Annotated in this window: 11 protein-coding genes; 4 read left to right on the plus strand and 7 right to left on the minus strand. The window is 64.5% G+C overall.

Annotation, left to right across the window (positions count from 1 at the left end; translation table 11 throughout):
- Positions 1-9: 9 nt before the first annotated feature.
- Both ABE422_RS01625 and ABE422_RS01630 read right to left on the minus strand, forming a co-directional pair.
- Positions 10-270, minus strand: a complete 261-nt coding sequence (locus ABE422_RS01625) for a hypothetical protein (RefSeq protein ID WP_346481011.1) — start codon at positions 268-270, stop codon at positions 10-12.
- Positions 267-8,978 (minus strand): glucoamylase family protein, encoded by an 8,712-nt coding sequence (locus ABE422_RS01630; RefSeq protein WP_346482330.1) that lies wholly within the window; start codon positions 8,976-8,978, stop codon positions 267-269. The genes ABE422_RS01625 and ABE422_RS01630 overlap by 4 nt, the downstream gene beginning before the upstream one ends.
- Before the next feature lie 413 nt (positions 8,979-9,391).
- Between ABE422_RS01630 and ABE422_RS01635 the strand changes: the two genes are divergently transcribed.
- Both ABE422_RS01635 and ABE422_RS01640 read left to right on the plus strand, forming a co-directional pair.
- A complete protein-coding gene (locus ABE422_RS01635; RefSeq protein ID WP_346467115.1) occupies positions 9,392-10,027 on the plus strand; it encodes a hypothetical protein in 636 nt (211 codons plus the stop codon).
- A gap of 766 nt (positions 10,028-10,793) precedes the next feature.
- Complete coding sequence (locus tag ABE422_RS01640; protein ID WP_282261724.1) at positions 10,794-11,351, plus strand: autotransporter outer membrane beta-barrel domain-containing protein; 558 nt, start codon at positions 10,794-10,796, stop codon at positions 11,349-11,351.
- Between the two features lie 47 nt (positions 11,352-11,398).
- Here ABE422_RS01640 and ABE422_RS01645 read toward each other — a convergent pair whose 3' ends face one another.
- Entirely contained in the window at positions 11,399-12,046 is a 648-nt protein-coding gene (locus ABE422_RS01645; protein WP_346467114.1) for a hypothetical protein, read from the minus strand.
- Positions 12,047-12,348: 302 nt separating this feature from the next.
- Between ABE422_RS01645 and ABE422_RS01650 the strand changes: the two genes are divergently transcribed.
- Both ABE422_RS01650 and ABE422_RS01655 read left to right on the plus strand, forming a co-directional pair.
- Positions 12,349-12,729 (plus strand): hypothetical protein, encoded by a 381-nt coding sequence (locus ABE422_RS01650; RefSeq protein ID WP_346482331.1) that lies wholly within the window; start codon positions 12,349-12,351, stop codon positions 12,727-12,729.
- Between the two features lie 181 nt (positions 12,730-12,910).
- Complete coding sequence (locus tag ABE422_RS01655) at positions 12,911-13,057, plus strand: hypothetical protein (protein ID WP_282261718.1); 147 nt, start codon at positions 12,911-12,913, stop codon at positions 13,055-13,057.
- Positions 13,058-13,248: 191 nt separating this feature from the next.
- On the opposite strand, the gene ABE422_RS01660 is transcribed toward ABE422_RS01655, so the two are convergent.
- From ABE422_RS01660 to ABE422_RS01675, 4 genes are all read right to left on the minus strand, one after another.
- Positions 13,249-13,806 carry an isochorismatase family cysteine hydrolase gene (locus ABE422_RS01660; protein ID WP_313218340.1) on the minus strand — a complete coding sequence of 186 codons (558 nt, stop codon included), beginning with the start codon at positions 13,804-13,806 and terminating at the stop codon, positions 13,249-13,251.
- 15 nt (positions 13,807-13,821) lie between these two features.
- Positions 13,822-14,460, minus strand: a complete 639-nt coding sequence (locus tag ABE422_RS01665) for a DUF6766 family protein (RefSeq protein WP_346467113.1) — start codon at positions 14,458-14,460, stop codon at positions 13,822-13,824.
- Between the two features lie 94 nt (positions 14,461-14,554).
- Positions 14,555-14,902: a hypothetical protein gene (locus ABE422_RS01670; protein WP_346482332.1), complete on the minus strand. Its 348-nt coding sequence runs from the start codon at positions 14,900-14,902 to the stop codon at positions 14,555-14,557.
- 11 nt (positions 14,903-14,913) lie between these two features.
- Positions 14,914-15,411 (minus strand): ferritin-like domain-containing protein, encoded by a 498-nt coding sequence (locus tag ABE422_RS01675; RefSeq protein ID WP_313218342.1) that lies wholly within the window; start codon positions 15,409-15,411, stop codon positions 14,914-14,916.
- Between the last annotated feature and the right edge of the window lie 74 nt (positions 15,412-15,485).

Consider the following 15,485-nt stretch of genomic DNA (forward strand, 5'->3'; position numbering starts at 1 on the left):
GATCCGTTGTCACGCACCCGGCTTCCCCGGCGGCAGGGTGTCGCCTCGTTCGTGCCAGGATGGGAGTTCCAGCGCATGGTGTTCGAGCATGGCCTGTATAGACGCACGCGCATGGTCCCTCTCCGCGTTCGCGCATTGGTCGAGAATCTCACCAGTCAGCTGTTCAAACTGCGGCCAGAATTGCGCTGGGTGGCGCACTCGCGCCACCCAGTGGTCCAGCTTGTCGGCCAGCGCATCAAGCTGCACCTGTATGTCGGGACGAACGCTCATCCCGGAGGTGCACCCAGATCCAGCGCGACACGGTAGTAATGGCCGTCGTCGCGGAGCAGGACGGTGAGGTCCGGCTGCAGGACGTCATCCACATGCAGCGTAGGCTGACCTTCCGCAATGCGGGTCACCACGAACTCATACAGGCTGCGCCCAAAGCGGTAGCTCAATTCGAACGACGGCCAATGATCGGGCAGGCAAGGCTCAAGCGAAAGACGATCACCGTCGCGACGGATGCCGAGCAGGGATTCCACCAGCAGGCGATACATCCAACCGGCCGACCCGGTGTACCACGTCCAGCCGCCTCGCCCGACGTGCGGCGACACGGCGTAGACATCGGCAGCCAACACATAGGGTTCGACGCGGTAGGTCTGGACCGCCTCGGCGTCCAGCGTGTGGTTCAGGGGGTTGATCATGCCGGCCAGCTCCCAGGCACGCACGGCATCGCCCTGTTGAGCAAATGCCATCGCCGCCCACACCGCCGCGTGGGTGTACTGGCCGCCATTCTCGCGCACGCCCGGTACGTAACCCCGAATGTAGCCGGGGTCCTCCGTGGTCTGGTCGAACGGCGGATCGAGGAGCTGGATCAGCTTGGCGTCCTTTCGCACCAGATGCGTGTACAGCGAATCCAGTGCTTGGCTGGCACGCTCAGGCGCAGCAACGCCTGACAGCACCGACCAGCTCTGGGAGATCGAATCGATGCGGCACTCCTGATTCTGTGACGAGCCCAACATGGCGCCGTTGTCGAACCAGGCACGGCGATACCACGCGCCGTCCCAGGCATGCTGTTCCAGGTTCTGGCGCAGGCGTTCGGCCTGTTCTTCGCACCATTGCGCACGGGCGGCATCGCCGCGCGCGTTGGCCAGCCCGACGAACCGGCGAAGCGTGTCATGCAGGAAGAACCCGAGCCACACACTTTCACCGCGCTGCTGGTCACCGACGCGGTTCATGCCATCGTTCCAATCGCCGCTCCCCATCAACGGAAGCCCGCGTTCGCCGAGCAACCGGCACCCGCGTTCCAGCGCGACGACGCAGTGTGCATAGAGTGTGCCGCGCTGTGCCGAAAGGGTGGGCATGTCGTAGTAGCCTTCCTCCTCCGGCGTCACCGCGCGACCCTCGATGTAGCCAACCACTTCGTCCAGCACGCTGGCGTCGCCGGTGACCTCCAGGTAGCGGCATGCGCCCTGGGGCAGCCACAGATAGTCGTCCGAGCAGCGGGTGCGCACGCCGCGACCTTGCGGCGGGTGCCACCAGTGCATCACATCGCCTTCGGTGAACTGGTGTGCCGCGCAGAGCAGCAGGTGTTCGCGGGTCAGGTCCGGGCGCGCGTGTACGAGGGCGAGCGCGTCCTGCAGCTGGTCACGGAAGCCGAACGCGCCGCCGGATTGATAGTAGCCACTGCGTGCCAGGTAGCGGCAGCCCAGGGTCTGGTAGACCAGCCAGCCATTGGCCAGTGCGTCGAACGCCGGGTCCGGCGTGCGGACCTGCACCGTGGCCAGGACGTTGCGCCAGTGGATGCGCACGGCGTCCAGCGCATCGATGGCTTCCTGGTTGCCCTGGCGGCTTCGTGCCAACGCCAGCGTTTCCTCTCGGTCGCGCCCCGCGCCAAGGCGGAACGTGGTTTCACTGCGGTCACCCGGCGCCAGCTCCAGCGGCACCTGGATCGCCGCGCAGGGATCCATGCCCGCACCGGCCCGTGCATCCAGACGCTCGCGACGCAGCGCCGCCGGTGCGTGCAGGCCGCCGTTGCGGCCGATGAACTCCAGGCGGTCACAGGTCCAGCCGCAGCCCTCGGCATCGGTGTCGAAGAAGGCCATCCGGCCGCCGAACTCGGTGCTGTAGCTGTTGCGCGCCAGCAGCGCCCCGGTCTGCGGATCGCGTTCGGTGACCACGTGCATGCGCGACTTCGGGCGCAGGTCACCCATGACCCATTCCACGTAGCCGATGGCCGACAGCCGCCGTGGCCGGCCCGACAGGTTGTGCAAGCGCAGGACAGAGAACTTCAGTGGTGCGGTGACATCGACGAAGACCCACAACTCGCTGGCGATGCCGTCTTCGATGTGCTCGTAGACCGTGTAGCCGAAGCCATGGCGGGTACGGTACGCGCCGGTGCCCCGGCATGGCAGTGGCATCGGCGACCAGACACGGCCGGTGTCCTCATCGCGCACGTAGAAGGCTTCGCCGCCGGTATCGGACACCGGATCGTTGAGCCAGGGCGTCAAGCGGAATTCGTGTGCATTCTCAAACCAGGTATAGCCCGGTGCACTTTCGCTGACGACCGTGCCCAGGCGGGCGTTCGCGATCACGTTCGCCCACGGGGCCGGGGTCGGGGCGCCTTCGCGCACGACCACAACGTACTCGCGGCCGTCCTCGCTGAAACTGCCGGTGCCGTTGTCGAATCGGCCGGCGCCGCGGTACGGAAGGAACGGCCACGGGTCGTCCACCTCTTCGTCGTGCTCAACGCCCGGGGGCAGGCCGGGTTCGGGCCCCGGGTCGGCGACGACGGGCAGCCCCGGCGTCGCGTCCATCGCCAGTGCCAGTTCCTGCTGCTCCGCCTGCGGCACCAGCGCCGGAATCCGCCGCACAGGCAGCGGCTGGCGCCCCACCTGCGCCGCCAGCGTGCCGTCCTCGTCGCTGAGCACCACCCGTGCCACCGCCTGCAGCAGAACGCGGTCCTCGTGGCTCATGTTCTGCACCGGCCGCACGAAAATGCCGCCGGGGCGATCGAGCAGGCCCGTCTCCGAACTGGCGGCCACCATCCCCAGGATCTGGTCCTGCAGTTCCTGCCGATAGCCGGCCTTGCTGTCGTTCCAGATCACCAGGTCGGTGTTGAGTCCCTTCTGGCGCCAATACGCGTGCGCCTGCACCAGCTGCCTGACCAGTTCCACGTTCTCCGCGTCGGTGACCTTGAGCAGGACGATGGGCAGGTCGCCCGAGATGGCATGGCCCCACAGCCCGGATTGTCCGCGCTGGTTCTGCTGCAGGACGGCGTCGCCCGCGCGCAGCAGCGGATTGGCATACAGCACGTGGCTGGCCAGGCGCTCGTACAGCGAGGCCTCGGCCTGGCTGGCGTTGATCTGCCGGCGCACCACCTGACTGTGTGTCCAGGACAGGTCGAAGACGCGGTCTGCCAGGCGGCGATCCCGGTACTTGTCGACCATCGCCTCGCAACCGGTGCGGTCGGCGCCGATGCCAAACACCATGTCCAGCTGCACGGTCTGCTCGGGCTCCAGCACCACCCGCACGCGGATGGCCACGATCGGGTCGAGCACCGAGCCGTCCGTGCCGGAGAGGTCGATATCGGTGGTCAACGCCTGCGGCGTCCGCGGCGTGTTGCCACGGCCCAGGAAGCGCGCACGGTCGGTTTCGTAGGAGATCGACACGACCTCGGCGTCATGCACCGCGACCAGATGGAACATCCACGGTGGCACCTCATCGTGCGAACGTGGCCGACGCGTGCAGAGCACGGCCTGCTTGGCGGCCAGGATCTCGCTCTGCACGAAGAGGTTGCTGAAGGCCGGATGCGCGTCGTCCGACGCTGCGGGCGCCAGCACCACTTCGGCATAGGTGGTGATTTCCACCGTGCGCTGGCGACGGCCGCGGTTGGTCAGGCGCAGGCGCCTGAGCTCGATGTCATCCTCGGCGGAAATGGCGACTTGCAGGTGGCTCTCGCAGCCGCGGCGGGCACCGCGGAACTCTGCCTTGGCGTCGGAGAAGATCGCCTCGTAATGGTCCAGCGCCACGCAGGTGGGCTGGTAGGCGGCAGACCAGAACTCGCCGCTGTCCACGTCGCGCAGGTAGCAGAACGACCCCCAGGCATCGGTGGTGCCGTCTTCGCGCCAGCGGGTGAGCGACAGGTCACCGTGGCGGCTGTAGCCGCCGCCGGCATGGGTCAGCATGCCGTGGTAGCGGCCGTTGGAAAGCAGCTGCACTTCCGGGCGCGGGCCCGCCGGATCACGGAGGACGCGCAGGGAGGTCTCGTGCTCGGCCATGGCCGAGTGCTCGCCCAGGGCTTCGACCTCATGCGGATGGAAGACGCCGATGCGCGGGATGCGTTCCTGCAGCAGCAGCAAGGTGGCCTGGAACTCGGTATCGGCAACGAAACGGCGCTGCATCGGCTGGTCGCGCAACAGGTAATCCAGCGACAGCAGGCCCATGCCCTGGTGGTGGGCCATGAACGAACGCAGCAGCACGTGATCCTGCCCCGGCGGTACCCGGGCGGGGGTGTAGTCGATCGCTTCGTACATGCCAAAGCGCCCGGAGAACCCGAGACCTTCGAGTGCCTGGAGGTTCTGGCACGCCGCCTCCGGCGCCACCATCAGCGCCATCATGCTGGCATAGGGCGCGATCACTCGATCCTGGCCCAGGCCGCGTTTGAGACCCAATCCCGGCACCCCGAACGCACGGTACTGGTAGTTCAGGCGGGCATCGACAGCGTTGTAGCCGGACTCGGACACACCCCACGGCAGGTTCAAGCTACGGCCGTAGACGATCTGCGCCTCGACCGCATGTCGCGCGGTCTGATCGAGCAGCGTATCCGGATAGCTGGGCATCACCAGCTGCGGCATGAGGTACTCGAACATCGAGCCACTCCATGACAACAGCGTCGGCGTGCCGTTGACCTCGGTGAGCATCCGCCCGAGCGCGAACCAGCTTTCCTGCGACAACTGGCCCTGGGCGATGGCGACGAAGGCGCACAGCCGCGCTTCGGAAGCCAGCAGGTCGTAGAAGCTGTTGTCGAGGCGATGGTCGTCGACGTTGTAGCCGATCGAGAGCAGGTTCCGAGTGCGGTAGAACAGGAACCCGTACTCCATCAGCGAGAACTGCCCGGCACGATGCGCCAGCGCCTGCAGCTGCTCGATGCGCGCGCGCGCGTCCGCACCGACGGAGCCGGGCAGGGCGGCCAACTCGCGCAGGCTCGGTACTTGCGCCTCTTCGTCGGCGCCGGCATCGGCAGGGAGGTCGGCGAGTGTTGCATGGGCGGCATGGCATTCGGCAGCGAACAGGGCCGGCCAGTGCAGCGCACCTTCCTCGGGCGACTCCGGTGCCGGCCATTGCGCCAGCACGGCGTCGGCCAGAGCGGCCAGCTCCTGCAACCGGGCGAGCAGCTGTGCCGTCCCCCGTGGATGGTCGGTACGCGCAGATGCCAGGCGCTGGCGAAGGTGGTTGAGCGCCTCGCCCAGGAGTGCGTCAGCGGGGCGATGGCGCTGCCGTTCCTCTTCCAGCACACCGAGCGTATCGGCCAGGCCGTCGAAGGTGTGCGGCGCCAGCACCGGCGCGTCCACCAGCGCGAGCAGGCCTTGGCGCAGCGTCAGCAGGTGGCCGGCCAGGTTTCCGCTGTCCACGGTGGAGACGTAGCGCGGCTGCAGCGGCGCCAGGGTTTCGGTGTCGTACCAGTTCAGGAAGTGGCCGCGATGGCGCGGCAGCTGGTCCAGCGTATCGAAGGTAAGGGCAGTACGTTCCGCGACCGCGCCCAGCTGGAGCCAGCCGAAATCCCACGCGGACAGATTGGCCAGCAGGGACAGGCCTATGTTCGTCGGCGAGGTGCGCCGCGCCACCACCAGCGTCGGGTGCTCCTGGATATTGTCCGGCGGCAGCCAGTGATCCTGCTCGCGCACCCACGCCTGGAAGAACGACCAGGTGCGCCGCGCCAGCCGGCCCAGGAACGCCCGCTGGGTCACGGACAGTTCGGCCACGCTTGCGGCCGGCGGCCGGCCCAGCCAGGCCATCAACGCGGGCGCGAAGGTCCACGCCAACAGCAGGGGCAGGGCGACAGGCAGCGCGTGCGGAGCCACGCTGGCCACGACCGCCGCCAGCGCAACCGCCAGCACCGACGCCGGCGCCATCACCCGCCATTCCGCGCCGCGGTCGCTACCAAGGCGGCGCTCGACTTCGCTGGAGGGGTTCCATTGCAGCAGGTGGCGTCGGGTGATGGTCATGCGCCAGAGCGTGCGCAGCACCGCGCCACCGGCCAGCAACGCTTCGTAGGGCAGACACGCGACCTGGGTGGCCGCGCGCAGCAACGACTGCAGCGTGCCGCGCCCGACCATGATGTAGTGCGCTTCCAGCGGGGTGTCGTCCGGAACGCTCAGCGCATCGCGCAGCATGCCGATCAGCGGCGGCGCGAACCACAGCGCCAGCACCCACGCCGTCCACGCAACCGGGTTTTCGGCATGCAGCCAGCCCGCCACGAGCAAGGCCAAGGCAGCAATCGGCACCACGCTCCGGCGCAGGTTGTCCAGCAACTTGCCGCGCGACAGCAGGCTGAGCCGGTTGCGTTCCCATCCCGATCCCGGTCGCGGTGTCCACGGCATCAACCAGGGCAACAGCTGCCAGTCGCCGCGGATCCAGCGCGCACGGCGCTTGGCATCGGCGGCGTAGCGTTCGGGGTAGTCCTCGTACAGGCGCACATCGCTGACCAGGCCAGCACGGGCATAGCAGCCTTCCAGCAGGTCGTGGCTGAGGATGCGGTTCTCGGGCAGGCGGCCCTCGAGCGCATGCTCGAACGCTTCGACGTCATAGATGCCCTTGCCCACGAATGAGCCTTCGTCGAACAGGTCCTGGTAGACATCCGAGACCATGCGCGAGTACGGATCGATGCCGGGCTCGCTGCCGAACATCCGGGCAAACCGCGAGGTGCGGCGCGTGCCCAGACTGGTGCCGACGCTGGGCTGCAGGATGCCGTAGCCCTCCACCACGCGTTGCAGCGCCGGATCGAAGCGCGGGCGGTTGAGCGGGTGCGCCAAGGTGGCGACGAAGGCGCGTGCGGCATCCCGCGGAAGCTGCGTGTCCGAATCCAGGGTGATGACGTAGCGGACCCCGACCAAGGCGGCCGTGTCACCGACGGTGCGCATGAATGCGGCCGCATCGCCTTGGCGCAGCAGGGCGTTGAGCGCTGCCAGCTTGCCGCGCTTGCGCTCGTGTCCCATCCACACCCCTTCGCCCGGGTTCCATTGCCTGGGGCGGTGCAGCAGGTAGAAGCGATCGCCACGCTCGGCCGCGTAGCGACTGTTCAGTTCCTCGATCCGTTCAACCGCGTGCGCGAGCAGGGTGTCGTCCGTCGGCGTCTCGGCGGCCGCGGCGTCGAGGAAGTCCGTCAGCAGCACAAAGCGCAGCTGAGGATCGCGATTGGCCAGGAAGCGGACCTCCAGCGCCTCGGTCAGCACATCGATGCCTTCGATACTGGACAGCATCGAGGGGACCGCGACCACGGTGGAGCAGGCGGCCGGGATTCCTTCGCTGAAATCGAGCTTGGGCAGCGGCCTGGGCGTGACCAGTACCGTCGCCGTCCAGTTCACCAGGACGATGCCCAGCTCGCTGAATACCAGCAGCCCGAACAGCGCGGCCAGCCATACGGGCACCGAGCCGCTGCCCGAGGCAAGCAGGCCAGCGGTGGCCACCACCGCCAGCAGGGCGATCGGCAGCAGGTACAGGGCAAGGGGCACGCGATGCGCCAGTCGCCTGGCCTTGCGGTGGCGGGGGGCCGCCTCGGCCACGGCATCAACGGTGGCGTTCACACCTTCGCCGACCAGCCAATAGCCCACGTGCGTACGTGGGCCATCGATCGGCGCAGCCGCCCGCGCCAGATCCAGCGCGATGGTCGCAACGCGCTCTTCGGCGACGCGGCTACCCCGCGCGATCTTCTCTACGACGTGGCGATAGGCGTCGCGGGTGCCGAAATCCATCTGCGGATAAACGGCCATCGGGTCTTCGCGCAGCCGCTGCTCGACCACACTCATGTCTTCGACAAAGGTGCGCCAATCCATGGTGGAGAGGAAGCGCAGGCTGCCGATGCTGTTGCCGATGGAGACCTGGTCAGCCGCCTGTTGCTGCCCCTCGGCGGCGACCAGTTCGTCGATGCGCTGCCCAGCCGCGGCGGCCCACTGTTCCAGCCAGGCGATGGGCATGGCCCACGCGCCGCCGCGCCCCTGCAGCGAGCGGGTCAGCTCGGCGATGAACGCGCCGGTCAAGGGTGGCTCGGAGCGTGCCATGTCGGCCACCACGAGGACGACATCGGTCGGGGTGTCCGACGCCGCGCGATTGAGGCTGTCCGCCCATTGGGCAGCCAGGCCACGGTCCGTGCCGTCACGCATCACCCGCGCCGCCATGCGCCGCAGATTCTCCAGCAGGGCCAGGCGCAGCATGATCGGAACGGCCCACAGTTCGCCCAGGCTCAGCGGCGCGAGCGACTGGTACGAGGCGATGAAGCGGCCCAGCGTATCGCCGTCAATGCGGCCATCGCCGTGCGCGATCGCCTGCATCGACAGTTCATACACGCGCGGCAACCCGGCCGAGGGGCCGGCGACCAGCGACGGCAACTGCCGGCTGTAGCCGCGCGGCAGGTGGCGTCGCGCGGTCTGGATCTGTTCTTCGATCAGGTAGTAGTTGTCGAGCAGCCATTCCCCGGCCGGGGTCACCGGCCGCTGTTCGCGCACTACGTTGCTGAGCAGCGTGTTGGCGTCTTCGAGGACACGCTCGTTGGCCTGCAGGCGATCGAGCAGGCGCTCTGCGCCAGGTCGCATCCGCACCCGGTGCTGGCGCGCCAATGCGCGGCCGTACACCTCCATCTGTTCAACGCTGTACAGCGCGGCACGCAGTGGGACCTCGGTGGCTTCGATGGCCGGGACCGAGGCCTGGCGCTCACGCCAACGCCAACGGACAAGACGACGCAGGCGGAGCCAACGACCAAAAAGACGGCGAAAGTGTGGCATGGTTTACCGAGGGGGGCAGGTCGCGGCCTTCATAGTTGCATTCGGGGTGGCGTGGTAGTTGTGAAGGCGGGCTTGATTGCCGGACCGCCATAGACGCGCGACAGGCGTTTGGCGCTCTCCACTTAGCGGCGCGTTGTGACTGGTTCTCGTCAGGGAGCCAGCGGGGGCGGCCATGGTGCTAGCCGCCCGGACGGTGGACCAGCAGGAGGAGGGCTGCCACGCTGTGTTTCAGGTCGCGCGCCTGACGGAATCCAGCCTCGTTACGAGGCTGCCTTAGGCAACCATCTGCCTGGGTGAGATCTAGATGTTGACCTGCCACACCTGGTCGGTGATCGTTCGAGTAACGCATCGATCGTGGCCGGGGGAATATGGAGCATTTGATAGGTCTGGCTGGGGGTCAGCTCAAGATGGTCATGGGTTTGGCTATCTTGGTACTTGGGGGCGTTCGGTGGCTGATTGGACGAAGAGATCTTCAGTTCGTCCGCCGACGCGAATTCCTTCAGTACTGGAAGAATCCGTGGGAACTCGACGCATTAAGTGTGGAGGTTCTTTCTCGCCAGTTGTTCGGCGCCTATTTACCGGCAGCTGTGGTCAGAAGGGTATGTGATCGATCAGGTGCTGAGGTTTGTCGGATGCTAGGTGATCTCGCCGACGTATGGAGCTTGGTTGAGTGGGAACAGAAAACCCAGCGGGTTGGTTGGAAGGCCAAGGCGGCATCGGCTGCGAAGCGAGCGAAGTGGAATCTGGCCTTCTGGGGTATCTACTTCGTGTCGGCTTTCTCAGGAGCAATGATTCTTTTTGTGCTTATAGCCGGTTCCACCAACGTAAGCATTTCGGCTTCTGTTGCCTCTTCCTTGTGGGGCATCATCCTGATAGCCGTATCGGGCGTTGCTTTATTGCGAACCGACGCTTGGTCAGCGGCAGTGAGGCTTGGTGATGGTTTCTTGGAAGATGTGAACAGGCTAGCGGTAGGTGACAGGGAGGAGTCTCACCTTGGTCCTAGTGAGCGACTGCTGGCTGAAGCGAAGCATGGTGTGAGCGCATCCTAATTGATGCTCCGGGAAAAATGCCTATGGAAAACCAATGATGTTCAATGGAATTCATTGACTTGGCAGTGCCTTTCGAAGGTGATCTGAGCTGCAGGGACACTATCTCAGTGCAAATCAGAGGCCGCACACTCGAACTCAGGACATGCAAAATGGAACTTGAACATTTGTTGCGATCCGGCTCAAGACGGCTCCGGATCAAGCGCTGATTGCTGCTCTTCTCGAAAAAGCGGCTTAGACTCCAGAGCGGCTTAGACTCCAGAGCTGCTCGGGAGTGGTGACAGACCGCCATCGTCAGTGTGTCGCTGCCTTCCCGAGCGCAGGAATAGATCCTCGGCACATCCCCCTGTCAGCTAAGAGTGACGGGATTACGGGGATTAGGGGGCGTTATCAGGGGTAGGGCGGAGGTCCGCTTCTGGCCGGAAGCAGACATGCGGTCGCCGCAGGTGACTAGGGTTCTTTATCAGCGGTAGGGCGGTCGCGTTTAGTCTCTGAATGGCGTGTAGCAGCCGGTTGGCACCGTGGAAATCAGTAAACATACTGGCGAGTAACCGGCAGTTGTGCGGATGCGCGTGGCAGAAGGCAAAAATAGACTCGATGCTCCCAAGTGGAGCTCGACATGTCGTCTACGCCGATGTGTATGGCAAAGGGGACGGGGGATGTCCGGGGGGGCTCTCGAGAGGTGTTGCGGCTGACCGCGTTGGCATCCGCCTGCTTCATGAGCTACGCAACCTTTGCGGCCCCGCCTCCAGACCATGGGTTGGAACCCTTGCCCACGCTGCCCGACACCTTCACCAACGGCGATGGCACGGTTCTTTCGCTGGAGGGCGGGTGGCCCTTCGCCCTGGGTTCGGGTGACACCGCGGAAGATCTGACCGGTTGGAGAATCGAACCCCAGGCGCAGGTGATCTGGCAGCGCGTGGACGTCGACGACCTGGTCGATGACATCGCGCGCGTACGCTACAGCGACGGCGTTTCCACGGTCGGCCGGTTGGGCATCCGGCTCAATCGCATCGGCAGTGGCCAGGGCCGCAACGGCGGGCCCCGGGCCAGCGACGCGTGGCTTCGCCTGAACGCGTGGCACGAGTTCAACGGATCACCCAGGACAGAGTTCTCCAGCGCAACGGGGTATGTGCCTTTTACGGCCGAGCAAGGTGGGCATGCGTTGGAACTGGTGACGATGATGGGCAAGGCAGGACAGGAAAGGCGGGGCCAAGCCCCAAGGCGCAGCACCTGGTCATCTGCGCGAATGGCGCAAGGGGTGATCGACGCCCAGCCAAGCCAGGATACCGATGGACCGTTGCAGATCAACGCGCACAGTGCTTAGCAGCGTCGTCCGAATCGGCGTAAGTGCGTCAATGGCTGCAATGCTGACTATGCTGCATCCAAGGACTTCAACTGCGCGGTCAACAGGCGAGTCAGGCTGCGGCGTGCAAAGTACCCCTGCAACTGTCGGGCCTTGATGGTTCTTGCTCTCAGGCGAGCCTGGCCACCCTCGCGATGCTCAATGCGATAGCAACGTGACGCCCCGCACAGCTCTGCCTGGCTCGCGGTGACCGTCACCACGGTCACTTCCAGGCTGGTGAAGGCAACCTCCGCGGCGATGTCGGGGTTCTCAGTGCTGGCGCGTTCGATCAAGGTCCGGAATCGCCCCAAGTCTCGTTCGCCGCCGCTGCTGAGCGCTCCGACATTGGTTGCACGGCGGACATCATCTTCGTCCCCGGGAACAGCTTGACTCCACCGCTCGGTGCGTTCGGGAATGACTGCTCGTACGACCTTGCCACTTGGCTCAGTCAGGTCGATGACCACATCGAGCAAGTACACCGGTTCCAATCCCAAATTGGTCACGAAGCAGTGCGCATCCAGGTCCTTGCCCGCGCCCGAGGTGATCAGGATGGACGGTCGCTGCTGGCGTCGGTAACTGCGAAGGAAAAAACCCAGATAAACGACCCATATCAACGCTGTCACGCACGTCATGGCTGCGGTTATAAGGGGCGCGAAATGAAGCAGGTTCTGTAGCACGTTGAGGTTGATCCCATCGCTTCGATGCGTGTAAGCAGGCGGATGCCAATACTCGCGTTTGAGCCGCTTTCATCTTGTGAAGCGTTCAGCACCTGCGGTTAGGGCCTGCGGGCACGCGCAGCTGAATTAGCTCCGTTTCCTGCTCAGGGGCATCCTGCAGCGCATGACACTTCAGCTTCACCCGCGCTGTGCAGAAGGACGCGCACCTTCAGGTAGGTGTCATCCATCTGGCCTCGAATTTTGACGTAGCCTCGGCACGGGCTGCGCATACTTTCCGTCCATTGCTCTGGAGGAGAACGGCAGTGGGCAACTCATCACAAATTTTGTCGACTCCGAAGGTCCTGAGGCTCGAGGTGATGCCGCTGGACTTCGGCGAAGCTGCGGTGGTGGTGGAGCTGAAGTCTGAGCCGCCTAAGCGTTGGCTTAAGGCGCTCAAGCGCGAAATGTCCGACACGGAAGGGCTTGAGTCTGCCCCTGCCAAGTTCGACGGTTGCTTTGTCTACGTTCTGGGACTGGAACCGAGCATCGGAGACGCTGCCCGCCGAGTCAGCCGACTGCTTGCCGCAGTTCAGGAAAGGCTGGTGCCGGGCAATGGCAATTCTCCGGAGACGGAGATGGCTACAGCACGCCTTCCGACCCCATCAAATGCTGGCCTGGCTGCCCGCGTGATCAGCGGTGCCTGAAGGAATAGATGCAACGCTGGGCCCGCGGCCTACTCGCGCGGACGGACTGCTGAGCAAATGAACTGTTTAACTACGTGGCGATTTCGTTCGAGGACTTGGATAGGTTTCAACGGACGCATAACCCAAGCTCCGATAGCCTCATCGTCAGCATCAATGCCGATGCTGTCAATGGAGAACTGACATGGGCAACCAGAATCAGCAGGGTCAGCAGAACCAGCAGGACCAGAAGGGTCAGCAGGAGCGGGACAACCAGGGTCAGCAGCAACAGGATCAGGATCAGAAGCGGGAGCGCTCCGGCCAGCAGGGCAGCCAGGACGAAGAGGAATAAGCAGCTGCCAATCGCCCGGACCTGAATACCAGGATGGCCCGGCTCGATGTCGGGCCATCGTCGTTGTTGGGGCCGTAACGCAAAAGAGCAGCCGCGCCTGCCTTCAGTGGAGGGCGCGCACGCCCGCGATCGCTCTTCAGTCTTTCGATGCCTTCGTTCAAACCGCATGCATTCGGCGGGAATGAGTCATCCTAAGTCCCAAGGCGGCGCAGGTAGCTCGCAAGCTTGAGAACGGTCGCTGCCTTGGACTCTTCAAGCAATCGGAGTGCCGTGATCTTTCGAGAGCCGATGCCGGCAACCGCTTCCTGCACCACGATCGTGTCGTATTCCCTGGCGTTGCCATCGAAACATGTGGCCGTGATACACGACTCCGCCGTCATTCCTGCAACGAGGAGCTCCCTTACGCCAAGCTTGGCAAGCAGCACGGCCAGTGGGGTGGCGAGAAATGCGGAGTGCTTGGGTTTGAGCACGAAATAGTCACCGTGTTCCGGTTCCAGAATCTTCGCGATCGCCGATGACTCCCCCTCGGTGGCCAAGCACAGCCTCACCAACTCCTTGAAATCCATCTGCCAGTTGGCGAAGTTGTCGTTGGCGTAGATGACCGGATGGCCGAGCGCCCGGAAGCGCTGGGCGAGCGTCGCGATGTGCCGAGCGGCTTCCAGCGCCTTCGGCTTCACCTGGCCGGCTTCTGGGAAGTCGAACAACGTAAACATGTCGATGATCAGGAGCGCTGGGCTGGGTGTATTCATAGCTGCTCTTGCCCCTCAATCGCCCGTTTGGCTGTGAGGCGCCGCCAGCGGTTTGGACTGCGGTGAGTCCTTCTGACGAAGGAATATGGTCAGGATAACCAAGGCAAGCACGGCCAAGAACTCACTCTGCCAGTTCTGGAAGGATTCGAACCAGAAGCTGCTGCTCCACAGGTGTTCCCAGCAGGTGGGAGCGGGCAATCCCTTCGCGAGCTGCTCATCGACCTCCTCACGCCAGCTGCCCGCAAGATGCAGCGAGAAGCTCAGCAGGAACAAGGCCGTGAATGCGATCGCCAAGGAGTGACCGTAAAGCATTTTCCAGATCCCGCCTCTCCGAACGGCCCAAGGCATGGGACCCGGCTCAACTCGCTCTTGCTCCTGCGCATCATCCAGTGGGCGCGATTCGGCCGAACCCTTCTGGCGGAGGCTGACGGTCAGCAGGACATACATGCCCATCTGAAGGAACTCGCTTTCCCAGTTCTCGAAGGTTGCGCTGAAGAAATGGCCGCTATGCAGGTAGTCAAATAGGCTCAGTGCAGCGCGGTGCGTTTCAGCGAGTTCCTCGTTGTGGGTCAAAAAGCCAGTCCATATCTGGCCTCCCAAGAAGACTAGGAGAAAAGCCAGAAGCACGATCGACAAACCGTTTCTCTTCCACATGCCCACACTGCCTACAGTTGAACGAACGTCTCGACAGTAGTCCTGCGACTAGCGAATTGCAGAGAAGGAGCGGCGATCCACGCCGCTCCCCGGTTCAGCCACTAAGTCCTGGCTTTTTGCCTAACGTGTTGCCTTGCCCAAAGTCGGGCTGAGTTTTTCCATCGCGCTCGCCCGCGCCTTCGGGCTCTCCCTCCTTACCGCCCTTTCCATGCCCACGCTGGTTGTAGCCAGCGTTCTCGGTGGCACGGTTGGCGGCGCCTTCATCCGCAGCAGGCGGCTTGGCAGGAACGAACGGCGAAATCGGGTCACTCGCGGGGAACGTCTCCTCCAAGGCCTCTTCGTGGTTCCTGTCCGTCCGGGTCTTCCGGTGATGTTCCTCAGCCGGTGTTTCGCTACGGGCCTTCTCCCCGGGCACAGGGAGATCTTTCTCGTCTCGGCTCATAACCATGCGCCTCAAGCGGCCTTCGCGGCCTTGGCGTTGCCACCCGACTTGGCCAGGATCGTCAGCTTCTCGTCGGTTACCTTTTCTTCTTCCAATGTTTCCAGCAGGAGCGGGAGCGCGTCCTTGTAACCCAACTGCTTGGCGAGGGCCGAGATGGTGCCGTAGGAAGCGATTTCGTAGTGCTCGACCTTCTGGGCACCGCCAATAAGGGCGGCATCCCGCACCGGGCCTTCCTCGATACTGTCGATGGCTTCCTTACCCTCCTCAACCAACCCCTCCATGGCGGCGCACTTGATGCGCTTGAGACGGATGCCCAGCAGCTCGACAACCTGGTCGATGCGTTCGATCTGACCCTGTGTCTCTTCCAGGTGAGTTTCGAAGGCGGCGGCCAGGTCCGGATTGGAGGCGGCTCGCGCGAGGCGCGGCAGTGCCTTGGTCAGCTGCTTCTCCGCGCTGTAAATGTCCGACAGTTCGTGGATGAACAGGTCTTCAGCGGTCTTGATCGCCATGATGGTTCTCCGGGTTCGTGGTGGGTGGAGCCCTGAAGCTAAGCGCCCTCTCGTTAGGTTGGTGCGCAAATCTG

The organism is Stenotrophomonas sp. TWI1151, assembly GCF_039673135.1.
Taxonomy (GTDB): Bacteria; Pseudomonadota; Gammaproteobacteria; order Xanthomonadales; family Xanthomonadaceae; genus Stenotrophomonas.

Bases quoted from the DNA above. Each gene is read 5' to 3' on its own strand.
- ABE422_RS01625 (WP_346481011.1), bottom strand. From the start codon at position 270: ATGAGCGTTCGTCCCGACATACAGGTGCAGCTTGATGCGCTGGCCGAC.
- ABE422_RS01630 (WP_346482330.1), bottom strand. From the start codon at position 8,978: ATGCCACACTTTCGCCGTCTTTTTGGTCGTTGGCTCCGCCTGCGTCGT.
- ABE422_RS01635 (WP_346467115.1), top strand. From the start codon at position 9,392: ATGGGTTTGGCTATCTTGGTACTTGGGGGCGTTCGGTGGCTGATTGGA.
- ABE422_RS01655 (WP_282261718.1), top strand. From the start codon at position 12,911: ATGGGCAACCAGAATCAGCAGGGTCAGCAGAACCAGCAGGACCAGAAG.
- ABE422_RS01660 (WP_313218340.1), bottom strand. From the start codon at position 13,806: ATGAATACACCCAGCCCAGCGCTCCTGATCATCGACATGTTTACGTTG.
- ABE422_RS01665 (WP_346467113.1), bottom strand. From the start codon at position 14,460: ATGTGGAAGAGAAACGGTTTGTCGATCGTGCTTCTGGCTTTTCTCCTA.
- ABE422_RS01670 (WP_346482332.1), bottom strand. From the start codon at position 14,902: ATGAGCCGAGACGAGAAAGATCTCCCTGTGCCCGGGGAGAAGGCCCGT.
- ABE422_RS01675 (WP_313218342.1), bottom strand. From the start codon at position 15,411: ATGGCGATCAAGACCGCTGAAGACCTGTTCATCCACGAACTGTCGGAC.